The following is a 15,865-nucleotide window of genomic DNA, read 5'->3' as shown; positions in this document are numbered from 1 at the left end:
CATTCTCCCCTTCAAGCGACCGCGACAGCCGGAGCGGCGGCTGCGGACAGGGTGCGATGGATGGATTCAGCTGCGTCGCGGCCATGGGCGACGGCGGAAACCGTGAGATCGTCGCCGCCGAAGACGCAGTCGCCGCCGGCCCAGACGCCATCGAGCGAGGTGTGGCCTTCGACATCGACGGCGATACGGCCGGATTCCATGCGCAGGGGACCGAGGCCGGAGGCATCAAAGCTCTGGCCGATCGCCTTGAAGATCTGGTCGGCGGCGATGACGCCGGTCTCGCCGGTGCCGATAAGGCGGCCGTCGACAAGCTTGGTGTACTCAACTTCGATGGCGGCGACCTTGCCGTCCTGAGCGAGGATCGATTTTGGCGCCAGCCAGTGGCGGATGATGACGCCCTTGGAGCTTGCCAGATCCTGCTCGTATTCCGAGGCGTTCATCTGCTCCTTGCCGCGGCGATAACAGATCGTCACCTCCTCGGCGCCGAGCAGCTTGGCCTGGACGGCGGCGTCGATCGCTGTCATGCCGCCGCCAAGAACGACGACACGGCGGCCGATGGCGATGTCGCTCTTGTCCTCGGCCTGGCGGAGTGCGGCGATGAAATCGACGGCGTCGTCGACGCCGGCGAGGTTTTCGCCGTCGATGCGCAGAGCATTGACGCCGGCAAGACCGATGCCGAGGAAGATGGCGTCATATTGCGCCTGCAGATCGGCAAGCGAAAAATCGCGGCCGAGAAGAGCGCCGTGGCGAACGTCGATGCCGCCGATCGACATGATGTAGTCGACTTCCTTCTGAGCGAAATCGTCGACCGCCTTATAGGTGGCGATGCCGTATTCGTTGAGGCCGCCGGATTTTTCCCTGCCGTCATAAATGGTGACGGAATGGCCCTTCACGGCCAGACGATGGGCGGCGGCAAGGCCCGCTGGGCCCGCGCCGACGATGGCGATCGTCTTTCCTGATGTTTCAGCCCTGGCATAGAACTGCCTGCCGGCCTGCATGGCGGCATCGGTCGCATAGCGCTGCAGGCGGCCGATCTCGACCGGGCGCTCTTCGGCGGTGTTGCGCACGCAGGCCTGTTCGCAGAGCTCTTCGGTGGGACAGACCCGGGCGCACATGCCGCCGAGGATGTTCTGATCGAAGATGGTCTTGGCCGAGCCGATCGGATTGCCGGTCGAAATCTGGCGGATGAACAGCGGAATGTCGATCGAGGTGGGACAGGCCGTCATGCACGGCGCGTCGTAACAGAAATAACAGCGGTCGGCGGCGACCAGCGCCTCATGATTGTCGAGGCGCGGATGAAGATCGGAAAAATTAGCCTCATACTCGGCGGGCGAAAGCCGGCCGGCATGAATCCCGGTTTCCAGTCGTTCCATTGAAGTTCCCTCATTATTGGTAAACGGCCTGTGAGGGAAAGCGTAACTCAGGTTTAAAAATTTATCAAACGGTAAAATTTTGACGGTTTTGTTTTGGGCGCCGTCCGATAAGTAACTGTTTTATCAGTTTAATTTTCGGAGGCGCCCGTTGCTGAAATGATCGGGCGTATGGCCGGAGACGAGCATCCGAAAAAAGATTCAAAAAAGTCGAATTTTTTTGTCCGCGGAGGGAACCAATGTCTGAGGTCGCCGTTATTGCGATATCCGGATGGTGATCGCATCGACCCAACATGCGCGCCCCCAACCCACTATCCGGACGTACTCACGGTCCCCTCCCGGTGAGTGAAGACAGCCGGTGCGCCGCCCTCGCACCGGCTGTTTTTCCGTTCGGCTGTAGTGTTTCCCAGACTTTCACACCCGCTTGAAAATCTCGAATTCGGTTTCCGGAATGGTCAGACGATATTCGATGCGGCCGGGAACGAGGTTCAGCTCCGCCTTGCCGTTGACCGACGAGGGTACGACACGCTCGAGCACGGTGCGGCCGAAGCTGTTGTCGCTGAATTCGTGGACTTCCGACTGGTTCTGCAGCACCTCCGCCCAGGTTACTTCGATCGCCTTTCTGTCGCCGATCATGGCGTCGCGGCAATTCAAGGTGATCGAGGCGGCGCCGCCTGATATCGCGCCGTAGGAGGCGGAGTTGACGATGAGTTCGTGCAGGGCGAGCCCGAGATGCACGGCGGCATTCGGCGTCAGATGGGCGTTGATGCCATAGATCGGCATCGAGCCGGCCGTTTCCGGCCAATAGGGCGCAAATTGCTTTTCGGCAAGTTCGAACAGATAGGCGCCGCGCCAGCTCGAATCCGTGATCAGATCCTGCGAGTTGGAAAGCGATTGCAGCCGGCCGCGGAACTTGAGGAGGAAGCTGTCGAGGGAGAGCGTGTTGCGCGCCGTCTGCGTGGCGATGCCCTGGATGATGGCAAGAAGGTTCTTCGAGCGGTGCGAGAGTTCACGCAGCAGCGATTTCAGCACTTTCTCACGATGCCGGCTTTCGGTGACCTCCGCCATGACCGACAGAAGTCCATGGGTGCCGCGTTTGCCGGTGCGCTGGATTTTCAGCTCATAGGTGCGCATTTCGCCGTCGACGTCGATCTCGACCTCGGCATTGTTGGGGATTCCGGTTTCCAGCACCTTGTGTTTCAGCGCCGTCAGATACCGGCCGTGCGCGTCGCCGAACAGGGCGGCATCGCCGCCGCCCAGCGTGAAGAGCGCTGCGAAATGCGGCGGCAGATTTTCGGCATAGAAGATTGACAGCCGGGCATCCTGGCAGAGGATTGAAATCCCGGCGCTGCCGAGCGCGCGCTCCATCATTGCGGCTTTGCCCTCGAAGGTGAAAGGCGTGCCGGATAATGGTTCCGTCGTATTCACTCGGCCGCCTTTCCTTGTGACATCTTGCCTTGTGACATCTTGAACGTCGCTGACGGAGCGCCCTCAGAGACGCCGCCCGTCAACTCTAGAACAAAGCGCTGCAAAAACCGTTAAGGCCAGCGGAGCGTCCCGGTAGCACCGGAACGCCTGCTTTGGCGATTTGGTTCCGAAGGCCGGAAAATTGCGTCTCAGGCGGCCACTTTGGTCGATTCGTTGAAGAAAAGAGCTTGGCTGATCAATGCCTTGACCATGTCTGGGTTGAAGGGTTTGGTGACAAGGAAAGTCGGTTCGGGGCGCTCGCCGGTCAGAAGCCTTTCCGGGAAAGCGGTAATGAAGATCACCGGCACGCTCGACGTCTTGAGGATGTCGTTGACGGCGTCGATGCCGGAGCTGCCGTCGGCCAGCTGAATGTCGGCCAGCACCATGCTCGGCTTGGTCTTGTTGTAGAGCGCGACGGCCTCGGCATGGGTGCGGGCTATGCCGGTGACCCGATGGCCGAGGCTTTCGACCATTTGCTCGATATCCATGGCGATCAGCGGCTCGTCCTCGATGATCATGATATCGGTCGCAACCTGGCGGGAAATCTCCTGCGAGGCCATGTCGAGCAGACGCATGACATCCTGTTCGTCGAGTTCCAGGATTTCGCCGATCTCGGCGACGCGGAAATTCTCCACGGAGGCGAGCAGGAAGGCCTGGCGGGCGCCCGGCGAAACCTTCGAAAGGTTCAAGGTGGCGCGCTGTTCCCAGGCATAGGGCGAGGTCGGCTCCGGAATCTGGATGGCGGTGGAACCAAACAATTGCGTAAACAGTTTGTAGAGTGCCACCCGGTCATTCGCCGTATCCGGGAAAATAGTGAGATCGGCGATGATAGCTTCGAGAACGGCGGCGACGTAAGCGTCGCCCGAAGTCTGAGTGCCGGTCAGGGCGCGGGAATAGCGGCGCAGATAAGGAAGGTGCGGCGCAATTCGAGTGGAAAGTGTCATTAAGGGCTCCCGTATGCAGGCCGGTCATTGGCTCCAATGACCGGTTAACGTCGCCTTGATAAAAAAGTTCCGGAACGGCAGGAACTTTTTTTGTCGCGCCGCATTATTCAAGCCGACGAAGAAAGGGCGTAGCGTTTTGACCGATGCAGCAAAAAATGCCAGCAACATCGACAATCGAAGGGTCGGTGTCGATGGTTGAAATCGTGATCAGCCCCATGCGCGCCCCAACAGACAACCGGCGAGAAGACGAATTGATGACGACACGCAAGAAAGAAGCAGCCGATCAGCGCAAGCTGGAGCTGCGGGCAAGCGACATACTGGACCCGAACAATCAGATCGGCGTCAGGCTGCGGTCGCTCTATGCCTCCGCGCAGGAGGAGGCGATTCCGGATCGTTTTCTCGACCTTCTCGAAAAGCTCGACCATGCCGAAATGATGGCTTCTGCCAAGATGGCCGAATAGGATCGTCCGCATGGAAGAAAAAACGCAACCCAGCTTCAAGCGGGAATTGCTGGCGGCCCTCCCAAGTCTCCGCGCTTTCGCAATTTCGCTCATCGGACGGCATGATCGTGCCGACGATCTCGTCCAGGATACCATTATGAAGGCCTGGGCCAAACAGGATCATTTCGAGATGGGCACCAATATGAAGGCCTGGCTCTTCACGATCCTGCGCAACGAACTTTATAGCCAGATGCGCAAGAGCGGCCGCGAGATCCAGGACAGCGACGGGCTGTTCACGGAATCGATGGCGATGCACCCCTCGCAATACGGCGCGCTCGATCTGCAGGACTTCAAGAAGGCGCTCGACCAACTGCCGCCGGATCAGCGCGAGGCGATCATCCTCGTCGGCGCCTCGGGTTTCTCCTACGAGGAAGCGGCCGAAATCTGCGGCTGCGCCGTCGGCACCATCAAGAGCCGCGTCAACCGCGCCCGCCAGCGACTGCAGGAGCTGCTGCAGATATCAGGCGAAGCCGATTTCGGCCCCGACGCCACCTCGGCACCGCTGACGTCGAAGGCGTTTGCGTTTTGATGCGGTTGATTGGGGCGGCGCTTGCCTGTTGAGGCGCCGGCTTTTTTTAGCGTTGTCGGTTGTCGGTTGTCGGTTGTCGAGCAGAACGAGCATCTGCTTGGCCGATGCCATTTAGGGCGCTTCATCTCCACCTCATTCCTGTGACGAGCACAGGAATGAGGGAGGGGAATGCGCTTTAATGACGAGCGACCTGAGATCCGGTCCCATCAGATCAATCCTCCCGCTTCGTCCCCACCAGATTAGCCGCGACGATCGCCGCCAGAACGCCGGCCGTCAGCAGCGGCTGGGCGCGGACGAGGCCGAGGCCCACTGTTGCGAGCGACTCCATTGCCGCGCGGCGTTCGCGGGCGCGGCGCTTCTCCCGGGCGTTGATGACGACCATTACCACCAGTGCGATGATGGCGATCAGCAGCGCGCAGGCGGCGAGGAAGAGAACGGCGCCGAGGGCGCCGTAGATGCCGGCGAGCCAGATGGCGCCGGCGGTGACGGCCAGCGCGTAGGCGGTGAGGAGAAAAAGTGCGGCGAGCGCGATGAAGATGCTATTGCGCTTGGCGCGTGCAACGGTCCGGTGCACGCTTGCGCCCGTCAGCAGGCTGAGGATCGACAGCATTGCGCTTCCTCAGCGGCGGGCGAGGAAGGCGATGGCCAGGCCGAAAACGGCAGCTGCGCCGATGGTTGCCAGCGGATGTTTGCGCACGGTTTCGCGCATTTCGGTGGCGCCGAGTTCATAGCCCCGCTGCAATTCGCGCAGCAGATCCTCGCTGCGGCCGAGCAGTTCTTCGTAACCGGCGCCGGCCTGGCTGCGGATTTTCTCGCTTTGGTGACGCGAACTCTTGCCGACGAGGCGCGTCAGTTCCGCGAGGTCGTCGCGCAACGCCTCGATCTGCTCCTCGATGCCGGATTCCAGATTGTGGAAGGTGCCGTTGCGGCGGCTGCGGCCGGACTGGAAGATTGAATAGCTCATGGCTGTCTCCATTGGCTGGGGCGCGCGCAAGCCCGCCTATTTCGCACTGGGGTCACCACCGTCCGTTGCATAAGAGATATCGCCCGGCATTGACCCAGATTACTGCCGAAAACGTGCCGGGCGGTCAAAAGTTCCGCCGCATGCGGCGGTTAGCGCTCGGAAATGGCGCTGTGGGCGAGCACGAAGGGCGTGCCGTCGGCCGGCACCTGGTTGATCCGCAGCGCGCAGCCGAAAACCGACAGCATCGTTTCATCCGTCAACACGTCACCGATGCTGCCGGCGGCGGCGAGGCGGCCGGATTTCATCAGCACGATGCGATCGGCAAAGAGCGCCGTCAGGTTGAGATCATGCATGACGGCGATGACGCCGCCGCCGCCTTTGCAGAAATTGCGGGCAAGCGTCATGATCGTCAGCTGGTGGCTGATGTCGAGGCTCGAGACCGGCTCGTCGAGCAGCAGCCAGCAGGGTTTGCCGTCGATGACGGGCTTGGCGATCTGGCAGAGCACGCGGGCAAGCTGAACGCGCTGCTGCTCGCCGCCGGAGAGTTCCTGATAGAAACGGCCTTCGAAGCCGGTCAGGTCGACCGATGCAAGTGCTGCCGCCGCCGTCTGCTCGGCCTTGTCGGGATTGAGGTTGATGCCCGATGTCAGGCCAATGCGGACGATCTCGCGCACGGTGAAGGGAAATGAGATGGTGCTTGCCTGCGGCAGCACGCCGCGAAGGGCGGCAAGCCGCCAGGGCTTCAGCTCTTTCACCTCGTCGCCGCCGATGCGCACCGAGCCACCATAGGCAAGCTCGCCGGAGATGGCTTTCATCGTCGTCGTCTTGCCGGAGCCGTTCGGCCCGGCAATCGCCGTCAGCTCGCCGGCCTTTGCCGTGAAGGCGACGTCACTGATGATCGATTTGCCGGAAAGGCGGACGGAGAGATCGGAAACTTCAATCATCTTGTCACTCACGACAGCACTCACAGGGCAAGGCGCGAACGCTGCCTCAGCAGAATCCACAGGAAGAATGGCCCGCCGACCGCCGCGGTGATGATGCCGATCGGCAGCTCGGCCGGGGCGACCAGGGTGCGCGCCAGGACATCGGCGAAGATCAGCAGAGAGCCGCCGAGAAGGGCTGCGGCCGGCAGCAGGAAACGATGGTCCGGGCCGATCGCCATGCGCAGGATATGCGGCACGACGATGCCGACGAAACCAATGCCGCCGCTGGCGGCGACGGACGCGCCGGTCGCCGCAGCGACGCCTGTTATCGCGACATTCTTCAGCCGCTGCACCGGCACGCCCATATGAAAGGCGGCGGCCTCGCCGAGCGTAATGGCATTGAGGCCGCGCGCCATGAAGGGCAGGGCGGTGAAGGACAGGAGAATGATCGGGCTGGCGGCGGCGATCTTCGTCCATGTGGCGCCGGCCAGCGAGCCCATGCTCCAGAATGTCAGGTCGCGCAGTTGCTGGTCGTTGGCCATGTAGATCAGCAGACCCGTCATCGCCAGGGCAAGCGCGCTGAGAGCGATGCCGGCCAGCAGCATCGTTGCCACCGAGGTCTGGCCGTGGCGGGTGGCGATCCTGTAGAGCAGCAGCGTCGTGACGAGACCGCCGCCAAAGGCGGCCGCCGGCAGGGCATAGATGCCGAGAAGTGCCTGAAGCGGCGCTGCAAGGCTGCCGCCGAGCACGATCATGGTGACGGCACCGAGGCTTGCACCGGAGGAGACGCCGACAAGGCCGGGATCGGCCAGCGGATTGCGGAACAGGCCCTGCATCACCGTGCCGGAAACGGCCAGCGAGGCGCCGATCAGGAAGCCGAGGATCGCTCTCGGCAGGCGGATGTCGAAGATGATGATCCGGTCGCGCGTGCTGAGCGCCGCCTCGGAACCGGCCATGTTGCCGATAACGTCGAGGATCGAGGCATCCGAGGCGCCCGTCGTCACCGAAAACAGCATCGAGAACACCGAGCCGATGACGAGCAGCGCGATGACCAGCAAGGCGAGCCGCGTTCTGTCGCCCGTCTGCCGGTTTACGCGGATCTCGGCCATCGGGAATGGTCGCCTTCGTTCCATCATGGCTTGCGGCAGGGCCATGATCAGCCCCCGTAGATCGCCGCGTTGAGTTCACGCGCGGCGGCTGCGGTGCGCGGGCCGAAGCCGAGCAGGTAGATGCCGTCCATGCGGATGATCGCCTTCTTCTCGCCAGCCGGCGTCAGCGCGATCGCCGGCTGGGCCAGCAGGTCCTCGTTCCTGGTGCCGGCGCCGTCGCCGCGGTTCATCATCAGGATGATGTCGGGCTTGGCTTCGATGATCGCCTCGTCCGTCAGCGGCTTGTAACCCGGGAATGCGCCGACGGCGTTGATGGCGCCGGCGAGCTTGACGATGCCGTCGGCCGCCGTGCCGGTGCCCGATGCCATGATCCGGCCGTTCTGGGCGCTGAGGATGAAGAGAACGCGCTTGCGCTCGGCCTCCGGACGCTTTTCGGCCTCGGTGATCGCCGCGTCGAGATCGGACGCCACCTTTTGTTCAAGCGCCTTCGCCTTGTCGGGTACACCGAGCAGCGTGCCCACACGGTCGATCTTGGCGATGATGCCGTCGCGGGTAAAGGGGCTCGGCACAGTCTCGAAGGGCACGCTGGCATTCTTCAGGACGGCCAGCGCCTCCTTCGGGCCCGAACCCTCGACGGCGATGATCGCCGTGGGGTTCATGGCAAGGATACCTTCCGGCGAGAGCGCCCGCATGTAGCCGACGTTGGGCAGCTTCAGCGCCGCCTCCGGGTAGATGCTCGTCGTGTCGCGGGCGATCAGCCGGCTTTCCTCGCCGAGCGCATAGACGATCTCGGTGATATCGCCGCCGACTGAAACCAGGCGCGACGTGTCGAGCTTCTTGTCCTCGGCATGGGCGGCGCGGACGAAGGCGAAGCCTTTGACCGCCGGTACCGACGGGATCAGCGGCAGCGCCATGACGGCCGCCGTCAGGGCCAGCTGCCAGGGGCGAATCCTTCGCAGATTGTTACGCATCGTCATCGCTATGATCCTTATGCGGCGACACTTGCTGCCCGCGGTAGATTTTCCATGATCTCGCGCCACTCGGCGCGTTCGTCGGAACCTTCCTTCCGCTTGCCGAAGAACTGGATGATCATCTCGCCCTTGGCATTGTAAGCCTCCAGCGAGGTAACGTGGCCGTCCTTGGTCGGCTTGCGCACGGCCCAGGTCTCGGCGATGTGATCCTGGCGCAGATGCAGATGGAAGGTCGGGTCCATGATATTGATCCATGGGCCCATGGCCTGGACGTTGAAGATCGAGCCGGAATGGATCTGGACGATGCCGTCATTGGCGACGAAGCACATGATCGGCGGGCCGGATTTCACCGAGGCATGCATCATCTCCGCCGTCGCGCTGTTGTCGAGCTTCCAGGCATAGTCGTCGCCGACGCTGCGCACGGCCGCCTGGCGGCCGATCTTCAGGCGCTTGAGCATGCCGAAGAACTCGTGGGTATCGGTGAGCCTGCTCCAGTTGTCGCGCAATTCGTCGCGGCTGACGTCGGCGGTTTCATCGACGATATTTGAGCTCGCGGCCTCGACGAAATCCTGCGACTGGTCTTCCAGCTTCAACGCGGCAACCATCGCATGATAGGCCTCGACGTTCGAATTCGGGCGCAGGTGCACCTTGTGCACGGCGGTACCCGCCTTGTCGAAATATTGAAGGCTGAGGCGCACCTGGTCGCCATCCGTCTTGGATACGGCGAAGCCGTGTTCCCAGCGGCTTGGGAAGATGCGCAGATCGATATTCTCACCGAGAACGATGGCGGCCTGCACGCCCGACTTGATGTTTTCGAAGACGCCGATCTTTTCGTGCACGGCACTTTCGTTGCGCGACAGCGCCATCACTTCGCCGAGGCTCGCTACGCGTTCGAGAAACTTCAGCGCGCTGCCATCGATGCGGGTGACGCTGATGCCGGTTTCGGCGGCGACGAGGGCCGCCTCGGAAATCTTCAACTGAGCGGCGATATCGCGCTCGCGCAGCTTCGGGTTTTCGGCGCGAAACGCACGGATTTCGGCTGGCGCCGGTCTTGTCTGTTCGGTCATGTGTTACCTACTATTGGCCCTACTTATTGAGAATGAGCTTGCCCTGGCGGGTGATCTTCAGGCGATAGATCACGCCGTCGTGTCTGATCATGATCTCGTTCGCGCCGCGGAAAAGATCCGCGCTTTCGACGATCCGGTGCTGCGCCGCGGGCTCGCTCGGCAGCGGCACGTGCTTAAAGTTATCTGGCTTTTCAACCATCATTTCGGTTGGCAATTCCGTGAGGCCGGGCTTCTGGGCTCCCGGTTGTGGTGACATTTATCTTGACTTTCTTACTCATAGTTTTTTAAAGACGCAATAGGAGACTATTATAGTCAAGTTTTCGAAATTGCTGATACGAGCTGCCTGCGGGCTGCTCGCAACGATGACGGAGAAGGTTTTATGACAGGTAGGTTTGCGGCTGTTGCGGCCGGCATGGCGATGACGTTTTCAAGCGTTTGTCAGGCGCAGGAGGCGGCACCGGCAGCCTCCCTCGATGTCGAACTCAATGCGCTGGCGCCCTCGCAGAAGGGCTGCATGATGACCTTCGTGGCGCTGAACCAGCTGCCGGCCGCCATCAACAAGGTCTCCTTCGAACTTGCCTTCTTCAACGACAAGAATGCCGTCGACCGCATCACCGTGCTCGATTTCCGCGATCTGCCGCAGGGCAAGAAGCGGGTGCGCCAGTTCGATATGCCCAATGTCAAATGCGAGAGCGTGACGCGCATCCTCATCAACGACACGCCCGTCTGCGACGGGCCGGCGGTGGGCGAATGCATGAAGGGCCTCGTCACCCGCTCGCAGATTTCGGTTCCCTTCGAGGGCTAAGATAACGCCGGGGATGATCCCCGGCGGACATGTTTCAGGCTGTCCGAGGCGTAGACAATGGCGATTTCAGCGAAAACCAGATCGAGACAGGTGCTCATCGGGGAGGCGGACGCCGATAGTAGTCTGAACGACAACACGCCCGGTATGCATCCCGGCCACGAGCTTGCCGAATTGCGCAATGCGCAGCGGCAGCCGGCCGGCGAAACGATGATCCACTACACGCGTTTTGCGCAGATATCCTCCTTTCCCGACCATCCGGAAACAGCGTCGGCTGTTCCTCTCTCCGCGCCGCCGATGGATGCTGCGGTGGAAAAACAGGATGACGAGAAGAAGCCGGTGCGGCGGCGGCTGGCTTTGACCTGCCTAGGTTCGCTGCTTTTCCACACAAGTCTGGTAGTCGCTCTTGCTCTGTTCATGCCGCAACCGCCGAACGAAGTGATTGAAGACGCTGGTGAGGCTGTCAGCGTCATCGTATTTGGCGATTCCGATATTGACCAGACGTCGGCAGGCGACCCGGAACTGGAATTGAAGCCGGATGAAATTGCCGCAGAGGAAGTTAAGCCGGATACGTTTCAATCGACGACTGTGACTGACGAACTTCGGCCGACAGACACCCAGCCCCAAGAGGTGACCCGTGTTTCGCCCGAGACAGCTGTGGCTGCGGAGCCAGAGATTCTCGTTTCTCAGAATCCCGCCGAAACTTTCGTCGCTCAGCCCATGGCAACCGTAGTGCCGGAGCAGCCCGCGCCTGATGTGGTGCCGACCCTCGTCCCACAACAGGCGGTGACGGCTCCGGTGCAGCCGATGGAAGTTCAGCCAGAGGAAGTGAAGCCCGTCGAGACCGCCGAAGTGTCGCCGAAACCCGAAGAGAAGCCAGAGCCGAAACCGACATCAAAGGTTGAAAAGCCGAAACCGGACAAAAAAGAGCAGCCTCGGAAGAAGGTTGAGCCTACGGGTGGAAAAAATGGCGCGGATCGCCGCGATACGACGAGGGGCGTAACGACCGGTCAGGACGCGCCAGAGTTCAACGGCATGTCGACGGCATCAGGTAGAGGCGATGGTATTGGAAGCGCGGCTGTAGCCAACTATCCTGGCAAGGTGCAGAAGCGTATCCGCCGCGCAATTCGGGTGCCTGACGAATACAAGAGGATGGGCGGAGCAATTTCCGTGCGTCTCAGATTGACGATTGATGGAACGGGCAGGCTGTCGTCAGTTTCCGTTGCCGGTAGCTCAGGTATTCCGGATTTGGACAAGGTTGCTCTCGATGGCGTACGCCGCGCTGCGCCGTTTCCGCCGTTGCCGCCCGAGTGGGGTAAGGCCAGTTGGAGCTTCACCCAGGAGGTTCAGGTCACCTCGCGATAAAATATGATAAAAATAATCAACTTTATACTTTACTCTAAAAATCAGGTTTAATAAGGTCCACCCGCACACGCAGGAATCGTGTGACGATCAACGAGTGAACGGGTGGTATATGGCTCGCAAGGGCAAGAAGGGATCGAACCGGGAGGTCCGCGACGTCGCGGGCGAGGGTGTTGCTCAGGCATCCGCCGGACGATCCAAACTGGATGGCCGCAGTTTCCTTTATGTCGGCGGCCGTGACTGCCAGGTGGCGCATCTTCGCCAGATCGCCAGCAATTTCGGTGCCGAACTCATCCATCACGACGGCGGCCTGCGCGAAGCGGTGTCCCGCATCGACACCGTGCTGCCTTCGGTCGACTGCGTCTTCTGCCCGATCGACTGTATCAGCCACGATGCCTGCCTGCGCGTGAAGACCGGCTGCAAAAAGTTCGGCAAGGCCTTCATCCCGCTTCGCAACGGCAGCAAGTCCAGCCTGGAGCGCGCGCTGAATACGATGAACGAGCGAGACAATACCCGATGAACGATCAGCGTCCCGACGGTTTCACCATGATCGGCCTGCACAAGCTTGCCGCACAGACGGGCGAGGGCCTCGTGCCCGAGCTCTACGAAGTTTTCCGCCAGCATGCCGAACGCCAGGAGATCTACCAGAATGTGGCGCTGTTCCCGACCTGGGAAGCGCGCATGCCCGGAGAAGCGACGACGAGGCCGCTTGGCGCGGCGGCGGCAAACGGCAATAATATTCTCGCTTTTCCCTCGTATGCGGCAAGGGCCGGCAAGAGGAAGGCGTAAGGAGATCGCATGTATATCGCAATGAACCGCTTCAAGGTCGCAACCGGGAACGAAGGTGATTTCGAGACGGTCTGGCGCAATCGGGATTCCAGCCTGGCCGAGGTGCCCGGTTTCGTCGAATTCCGCCTGCTGCGCGGCAAGCTCAACGAAGAGGAGGGCTACACGCTCTATTCCTCGCACACGGTCTGGAAGAGCGAAGCGGATTTCCAGGACTGGACGAAGTCCGAGAATTTTCGCGCTGCGCATCGCAATGCCGGCGACCGCAAGGCGATGTATAAGGGGCCGCCGGTCTTCGAAGGCTTCAACGTGGTCGACGGCATATGAACCAGGGGCCTGATCGCATCGAGGTCCTGCCGGTTCTTCCGTCGCTCGATATCGATGCGACGCTTGCCTTCTATCGAGACAGGCTCGGCTTTGCCAATGTCGTCTATCAGGCGGAGGATTATCTCATCCTGCGGCGTGACGACATGGAACTGCATTTCTGGCGCACCGAAGATGCCGGGCTCTGCGGGAAGACCTCAGTCTATCTCAGGGGCGGCGGTATCGGCGTCCTTCATGCGGAATATCGCGAAAAGGGCATCGAACGCCTGACCGAGATGGAAGTGCGGCCGTGGAACATGGAGGAATTCTATATCCACGATCCACACGGCAACCTCTTGCGCTTCGGTCGCGTACCGCAGCAGCGCGGCTAAGCTCTGACGCGGAAGACAGCACCCGCCGCAACGGCCAACCAGCCGAGCATCATCGCCCAGCCGCCGGTCGGGGCGGCATAGGGGAAGAGGCCGGCGCCGGTGAAGCGCAGGGTGACTAGGTCACCGGCAAAGAGCAGCGTTCCCAAAATCATGAGGAAACCGGCCAGCCAGGCGGTTTTGAGCCTCGTTGTGCCGAGAGCCAGTGCCAGCAGGGCAGGAGCGTGCGCAAGGCACATGGTCGATGCGGATGCGGCAAGATTGGCTTGCCCGCCGCCATGGGCGGCAAGGGCGGCGAGCGCCACGCCGGCGACGCCGAACAGGCCGGCAAAGAGATAAAGCGCCGGTTCCAGGCGCGCGTTCAAGCTCATGGTTATTCCTTGTCTTCAGCGGCCTTGTTCTGCATGTGATAGGCGAGCCGCTCCACCGGCGCCCAGATGAGATCGCGCAGCGCCTGGCTCGCGATCGTCTCGTCCAGGGCGCGGCGGAAACAGAGCAGCCACTCGTCGCGCTCGATGGCGCCGATCTCGGCGACGAAATGGCGACTGCGCAGGCGCGGATGGCCGCGTTTGTCGGTATAGAGCGGCGGGCCGCCGAGATAACCGGTCATATATTCGTAAAATTTCTCTTCGCTGCCGTGAAGGCTCGGCGGATGCACGGCGCGCACGTGGCTTGCCTCCGGCAGCCTGTCCATCAACTCGTAGAAACGGTGCGTCAGCGCCCGCACGACAGGATCGCCGCCGATCGCTTCATATAGAGTGGTGGCCTTCTCGCTCACGAAACCATCCCAGATGTCATTCCCCAGTCTTTCATGCACCGGGGGTGAAATGATCGCAACCGTCATCAAGCTGCCGCGGCATTTTGCGCATAATGCCCGCGCCACAAGGGTTCCAATCGATTCTTCTTGACAAAACCGTCCGGACGGTATCTTTTAATCACATGTCGAACGCCCATCATCGCAAGAAACAGCCTGTCCTCGTGCGCCAGCAGTTGCTGAATGTCGCGGCGCGCCTTGCTGCTAGCGAAGGCATGGCCGCGGTCACGCTCGATGCGGTGTCCGCCGCCTCCAGCGTCAGCAAGGGCGGGTTGCTGCATCACTTCCCGACGAAGAATGCGCTGCTTGATGCCCTGTTCGAGAGCCTGCTCGAAAAGTTCGACGCCGATATAGAGGAACTGATGCGTGGCGATCCGCTGCCGCAGGGCCGTTTTACCCGCGCCTATGTGAGGGCCGTATCCGGTCTCAAGGATCGTCCCGACGATTCCAGGAGCTGGACGCAGGTGACGATCGCGCTTCTTGCCGAGCCCCGGCTGCGCCTTCGCTGGCGCCAATGGGTGCAGGCGCGGGCGGAAGAATATGTCGGCACCGATTCCTCCCTCGACGCGCAGCTCGTGCGTTTCGCCGCCGACGGGCTGTGGTTTGCAGATACGCTGGAAAGCCATGATATCGACGGCGTTCTGAGGCGGGACCTCATCGATCGCCTTGTCGAACTGACCGGGAAATAATCCGAAGGAATTTCGCCATGAGCCAGGCTGCCGTCTACGGGCTGTTGTTTGCCGCCATCGTGCTCGAGGTCATCGGCACGACCGCGCTGCAACTGTCGCAGCAGTTCACCCGTATCGGGCCGACTGTGCTCGTCGTCGCCTGTTATGCGGCCGCCTTCTATTGCCTGTCGCTGACGCTGAAAAGCATTCCTGTCGGCATCGCCTATGCGATTTGGAGCGCTTTGGGAATCGTGCTGATTTCCTCGGTCGGTCTGGTCTTCTTCAAGCAGCGTCTCGATCTGCCGGCCATCGTCGGGCTCGGGCTGATCATTTCAGGCGTTGTCGTCGTCAATCTCTTCTCGAAATCAATTTCTCATTGATATTGCTGTGATATTTCCAGCCGGATTTTCGATCTTCCGCAGTTGAATTTTCCCCTTTGTCAAATTCCTGACAAAGGTCTATGTGTTGCTGAGACGTGGAGGAGACGAGGCGCAGTCGGCGCCGTTTTCCAAAGCGCTTTGAATCTCTGCTTTCCCGCCTATCGATACTTCCAGTTTCTACAGGAGCACATCATGGCCATTCGCACCGTCGTCTGGGGAGAGAATATCCACGAGACCACCAATGAGATCGTCCGCGGCATATATCCCGAAGGCATGCATACGACGATCGCCAATGCGCTGAACGCCGATCCCGCCATCTCGGCGACGACCGCGACGCTGCAGGAGCCGGAGCATGGGCTGAGCGAGGCACGCCTTGCCGAAACCGATGTGCTGACCTGGTGGGGTCACAAGGATCATGGCGCGGTCTCCGACGTCGTCGTCGAGCGCGTCGCCAGGCGCGTCTGGGAAGGCATGGGCCTGCTGGTGCTGCATTCCGGCCATTTCTCCAAGATCTTCA

At 61.2% G+C, this 15,865-nt stretch carries 23 protein-coding genes; 11 read left to right on the top strand and 12 right to left on the bottom strand.

Annotation, left to right across the window (positions count from 1 at the left end; all coding sequences use genetic code 11):
• Positions 1-11: 11 nt before the first annotated feature.
• From AF337_RS07650 to AF337_RS07640, 3 genes are all read right to left on the bottom strand, one after another.
• Complete coding sequence (locus AF337_RS07650; RefSeq protein ID WP_049731634.1) at positions 12-1,373, bottom strand: NAD(P)-dependent oxidoreductase; 1,362 nt, start codon at positions 1,371-1,373, stop codon at positions 12-14.
• 411 nt (positions 1,374-1,784) lie between these two features.
• Positions 1,785-2,738 (bottom strand): sensor histidine kinase, encoded by a 954-nt coding sequence (locus AF337_RS07645; protein ID WP_049731710.1) that lies wholly within the window; start codon positions 2,736-2,738, stop codon positions 1,785-1,787.
• Positions 2,739-2,986: 248 nt separating this feature from the next.
• A complete protein-coding gene (locus AF337_RS07640; protein WP_049731633.1) occupies positions 2,987-3,781 on the bottom strand; it encodes a response regulator in 795 nt (264 codons plus the stop codon).
• A gap of 254 nt (positions 3,782-4,035) precedes the next feature.
• On the opposite strand from AF337_RS07640, the gene AF337_RS07635 reads away from it, so the two are divergent.
• Together AF337_RS07635 and AF337_RS07630 are read left to right on the top strand one after the other, a co-directional pair.
• On the top strand, positions 4,036-4,242 hold the full coding sequence (locus AF337_RS07635) for a NepR family anti-sigma factor (RefSeq protein WP_007630755.1): 207 nt from the start codon (positions 4,036-4,038) through the stop codon (positions 4,240-4,242).
• Between the two features lie 10 nt (positions 4,243-4,252).
• Positions 4,253-4,810, top strand: coding sequence for an RNA polymerase sigma factor (locus AF337_RS07630; protein WP_049731632.1), 558 nt, complete (start codon positions 4,253-4,255; stop codon positions 4,808-4,810).
• Positions 4,811-5,021: 211 nt separating this feature from the next.
• Here AF337_RS07630 and AF337_RS07625 read toward each other — a convergent pair whose 3' ends face one another.
• From AF337_RS07625 to hemP, 7 genes are all read right to left on the bottom strand, one after another.
• Positions 5,022-5,420, bottom strand: a complete 399-nt coding sequence (locus tag AF337_RS07625; protein ID WP_049731631.1) for a hypothetical protein — start codon at positions 5,418-5,420, stop codon at positions 5,022-5,024.
• Between the two features lie 9 nt (positions 5,421-5,429).
• Entirely contained in the window at positions 5,430-5,774 is a 345-nt protein-coding gene (locus AF337_RS07620; RefSeq protein ID WP_049731630.1) for an ElaB/YgaM/YqjD family protein, read from the bottom strand.
• Positions 5,775-5,923: 149 nt separating this feature from the next.
• Positions 5,924-6,718: a heme ABC transporter ATP-binding protein gene (locus AF337_RS07615; protein ID WP_049731629.1), complete on the bottom strand. Its 795-nt coding sequence runs from the start codon at positions 6,716-6,718 to the stop codon at positions 5,924-5,926.
• Positions 6,719-6,738: 20 nt separating this feature from the next.
• Entirely contained in the window at positions 6,739-7,851 is a 1,113-nt protein-coding gene (locus AF337_RS07610) for a FecCD family ABC transporter permease (RefSeq protein ID WP_049731628.1), read from the bottom strand.
• A gap of 2 nt (positions 7,852-7,853) precedes the next feature.
• Positions 7,854-8,783 (bottom strand): heme/hemin ABC transporter substrate-binding protein, encoded by a 930-nt coding sequence (locus AF337_RS07605; RefSeq protein ID WP_049731627.1) that lies wholly within the window; start codon positions 8,781-8,783, stop codon positions 7,854-7,856.
• Between the two features lie 11 nt (positions 8,784-8,794).
• Complete coding sequence (locus AF337_RS07600) at positions 8,795-9,844, bottom strand: hemin-degrading factor (RefSeq protein WP_049731626.1); 1,050 nt, start codon at positions 9,842-9,844, stop codon at positions 8,795-8,797.
• A gap of 19 nt (positions 9,845-9,863) precedes the next feature.
• The gene (gene hemP, locus AF337_RS07595; protein ID WP_049731625.1) at positions 9,864-10,046 is read right to left on the bottom strand and encodes a hemin uptake protein HemP; all 183 of its coding nucleotides are present in this window, start codon (positions 10,044-10,046) and stop codon (positions 9,864-9,866) included.
• A 177-nt stretch (positions 10,047-10,223) separates the two neighbouring features.
• On the opposite strand from hemP, the gene AF337_RS07590 reads away from it, so the two are divergent.
• The 6 genes from AF337_RS07590 to AF337_RS07565 all read left to right on the top strand — a co-directional run bounded on the left by AF337_RS07590 (position 10,224) and on the right by AF337_RS07565 (position 13,489).
• Entirely contained in the window at positions 10,224-10,649 is a 426-nt protein-coding gene (locus tag AF337_RS07590; protein WP_049731624.1) for a hypothetical protein, read from the top strand.
• Between the two features lie 57 nt (positions 10,650-10,706).
• Entirely contained in the window at positions 10,707-12,011 is a 1,305-nt protein-coding gene (gene tolA / locus AF337_RS07585) for a cell envelope integrity protein TolA (RefSeq protein WP_049731623.1), read from the top strand.
• A 109-nt stretch (positions 12,012-12,120) separates the two neighbouring features.
• Entirely contained in the window at positions 12,121-12,528 is a 408-nt protein-coding gene (locus AF337_RS07580; protein WP_049731622.1) for a DUF2325 domain-containing protein, read from the top strand.
• Positions 12,525-12,797 carry a hypothetical protein gene (locus AF337_RS07575; protein ID WP_049731621.1) on the top strand — a complete coding sequence of 91 codons (273 nt, stop codon included), beginning with the start codon at positions 12,525-12,527 and terminating at the stop codon, positions 12,795-12,797. Before AF337_RS07580 ends, AF337_RS07575 begins: the two co-directional genes overlap by 4 nt.
• A 9-nt stretch (positions 12,798-12,806) precedes the next feature.
• Positions 12,807-13,121: a heme-degrading protein HmuQ gene (gene hmuQ, locus AF337_RS07570; protein WP_049731620.1), complete on the top strand. Its 315-nt coding sequence runs from the start codon at positions 12,807-12,809 to the stop codon at positions 13,119-13,121.
• A complete protein-coding gene (locus AF337_RS07565) occupies positions 13,118-13,489 on the top strand; it encodes a bleomycin resistance protein (RefSeq protein ID WP_049731619.1) in 372 nt (123 codons plus the stop codon). The genes hmuQ and AF337_RS07565 overlap by 4 nt, the downstream gene beginning before the upstream one ends.
• Here AF337_RS07565 and AF337_RS07560 read toward each other — a convergent pair.
• Both AF337_RS07560 and AF337_RS07555 read right to left on the bottom strand, forming a co-directional pair.
• Positions 13,486-13,857, bottom strand: a complete 372-nt coding sequence (locus tag AF337_RS07560; protein ID WP_049731618.1) for a DUF423 domain-containing protein — start codon at positions 13,855-13,857, stop codon at positions 13,486-13,488. The genes AF337_RS07565 and AF337_RS07560 overlap by 4 nt on opposite strands.
• Before the next feature lie 2 nt (positions 13,858-13,859).
• A complete protein-coding gene (locus tag AF337_RS07555) occupies positions 13,860-14,264 on the bottom strand; it encodes a group II truncated hemoglobin (RefSeq protein WP_049731709.1) in 405 nt (134 codons plus the stop codon).
• A gap of 161 nt (positions 14,265-14,425) precedes the next feature.
• Between AF337_RS07555 and AF337_RS07550 the strand changes: the two genes are divergently transcribed.
• From AF337_RS07550 to AF337_RS07540, 3 genes are all read left to right on the top strand, one after another.
• On the top strand, positions 14,426-14,989 hold the full coding sequence (locus AF337_RS07550) for a TetR/AcrR family transcriptional regulator (protein WP_049731617.1): 564 nt from the start codon (positions 14,426-14,428) through the stop codon (positions 14,987-14,989).
• Between the two features lie 17 nt (positions 14,990-15,006).
• Positions 15,007-15,348: a DMT family transporter gene (locus AF337_RS07545; RefSeq protein WP_049731616.1), complete on the top strand. Its 342-nt coding sequence runs from the start codon at positions 15,007-15,009 to the stop codon at positions 15,346-15,348.
• 192 nt (positions 15,349-15,540) lie between these two features.
• On the top strand, positions 15,541-15,865 hold a 325-nt coding region (locus AF337_RS07540; RefSeq protein ID WP_193393587.1), incomplete at its 3' end, for a ThuA domain-containing protein.

Source organism: Rhizobium ecuadorense (assembly GCF_001187535.1).
In the GTDB taxonomy this organism is placed as follows: Bacteria; Pseudomonadota; Alphaproteobacteria; order Rhizobiales; family Rhizobiaceae; genus Rhizobium; species Rhizobium ecuadorense.
This window is presented reverse-complemented; position numbering and strand designations above follow the sequence as displayed.

Coding starts and splice junctions, on each gene's coding strand:
- AF337_RS07640 (WP_049731633.1), bottom strand. CDS start 3,781: ATGACACTTTCCACTCGAATTGCGCCGCACCTTCCTTATCTGCGCCGC.
- AF337_RS07550 (WP_049731617.1), top strand. CDS start 14,426: ATGTCGAACGCCCATCATCGCAAGAAACAGCCTGTCCTCGTGCGCCAG.
- AF337_RS07560 (WP_049731618.1), bottom strand. CDS start 13,857: ATGAGCTTGAACGCGCGCCTGGAACCGGCGCTTTATCTCTTTGCCGGC.
- hmuQ (WP_049731620.1), top strand. CDS start 12,807: ATGTATATCGCAATGAACCGCTTCAAGGTCGCAACCGGGAACGAAGGT.
- AF337_RS07650 (WP_049731634.1), bottom strand. CDS start 1,373: ATGGAACGACTGGAAACCGGGATTCATGCCGGCCGGCTTTCGCCCGCC.
- AF337_RS07605 (WP_049731627.1), bottom strand. CDS start 8,783: ATGACGATGCGTAACAATCTGCGAAGGATTCGCCCCTGGCAGCTGGCC.
- AF337_RS07575 (WP_049731621.1), top strand. CDS start 12,525: ATGAACGATCAGCGTCCCGACGGTTTCACCATGATCGGCCTGCACAAG.
- AF337_RS07645 (WP_049731710.1), bottom strand. CDS start 2,738: ATGGAGCGCGCGCTCGGCAGCGCCGGGATTTCAATCCTCTGCCAGGAT.
- AF337_RS07635 (WP_007630755.1), top strand. CDS start 4,036: ATGACGACACGCAAGAAAGAAGCAGCCGATCAGCGCAAGCTGGAGCTG.
- AF337_RS07630 (WP_049731632.1), top strand. CDS start 4,253: ATGGAAGAAAAAACGCAACCCAGCTTCAAGCGGGAATTGCTGGCGGCC.
- AF337_RS07615 (WP_049731629.1), bottom strand. CDS start 6,718: ATGATTGAAGTTTCCGATCTCTCCGTCCGCCTTTCCGGCAAATCGATC.
- AF337_RS07620 (WP_049731630.1), bottom strand. CDS start 5,774: ATGAGCTATTCAATCTTCCAGTCCGGCCGCAGCCGCCGCAACGGCACC.
- AF337_RS07600 (WP_049731626.1), bottom strand. CDS start 9,844: ATGACCGAACAGACAAGACCGGCGCCAGCCGAAATCCGTGCGTTTCGC.
- AF337_RS07625 (WP_049731631.1), bottom strand. CDS start 5,420: ATGCTGTCGATCCTCAGCCTGCTGACGGGCGCAAGCGTGCACCGGACC.
- AF337_RS07565 (WP_049731619.1), top strand. CDS start 13,118: ATGAACCAGGGGCCTGATCGCATCGAGGTCCTGCCGGTTCTTCCGTCG.
- AF337_RS07580 (WP_049731622.1), top strand. CDS start 12,121: ATGGCTCGCAAGGGCAAGAAGGGATCGAACCGGGAGGTCCGCGACGTC.
- AF337_RS07590 (WP_049731624.1), top strand. CDS start 10,224: ATGACAGGTAGGTTTGCGGCTGTTGCGGCCGGCATGGCGATGACGTTT.
- tolA (WP_049731623.1), top strand. CDS start 10,707: ATGGCGATTTCAGCGAAAACCAGATCGAGACAGGTGCTCATCGGGGAG.
- AF337_RS07545 (WP_049731616.1), top strand. CDS start 15,007: ATGAGCCAGGCTGCCGTCTACGGGCTGTTGTTTGCCGCCATCGTGCTC.
- AF337_RS07610 (WP_049731628.1), bottom strand. CDS start 7,851: ATGGCCCTGCCGCAAGCCATGATGGAACGAAGGCGACCATTCCCGATG.
- hemP (WP_049731625.1), bottom strand. CDS start 10,046: ATGATGGTTGAAAAGCCAGATAACTTTAAGCACGTGCCGCTGCCGAGC.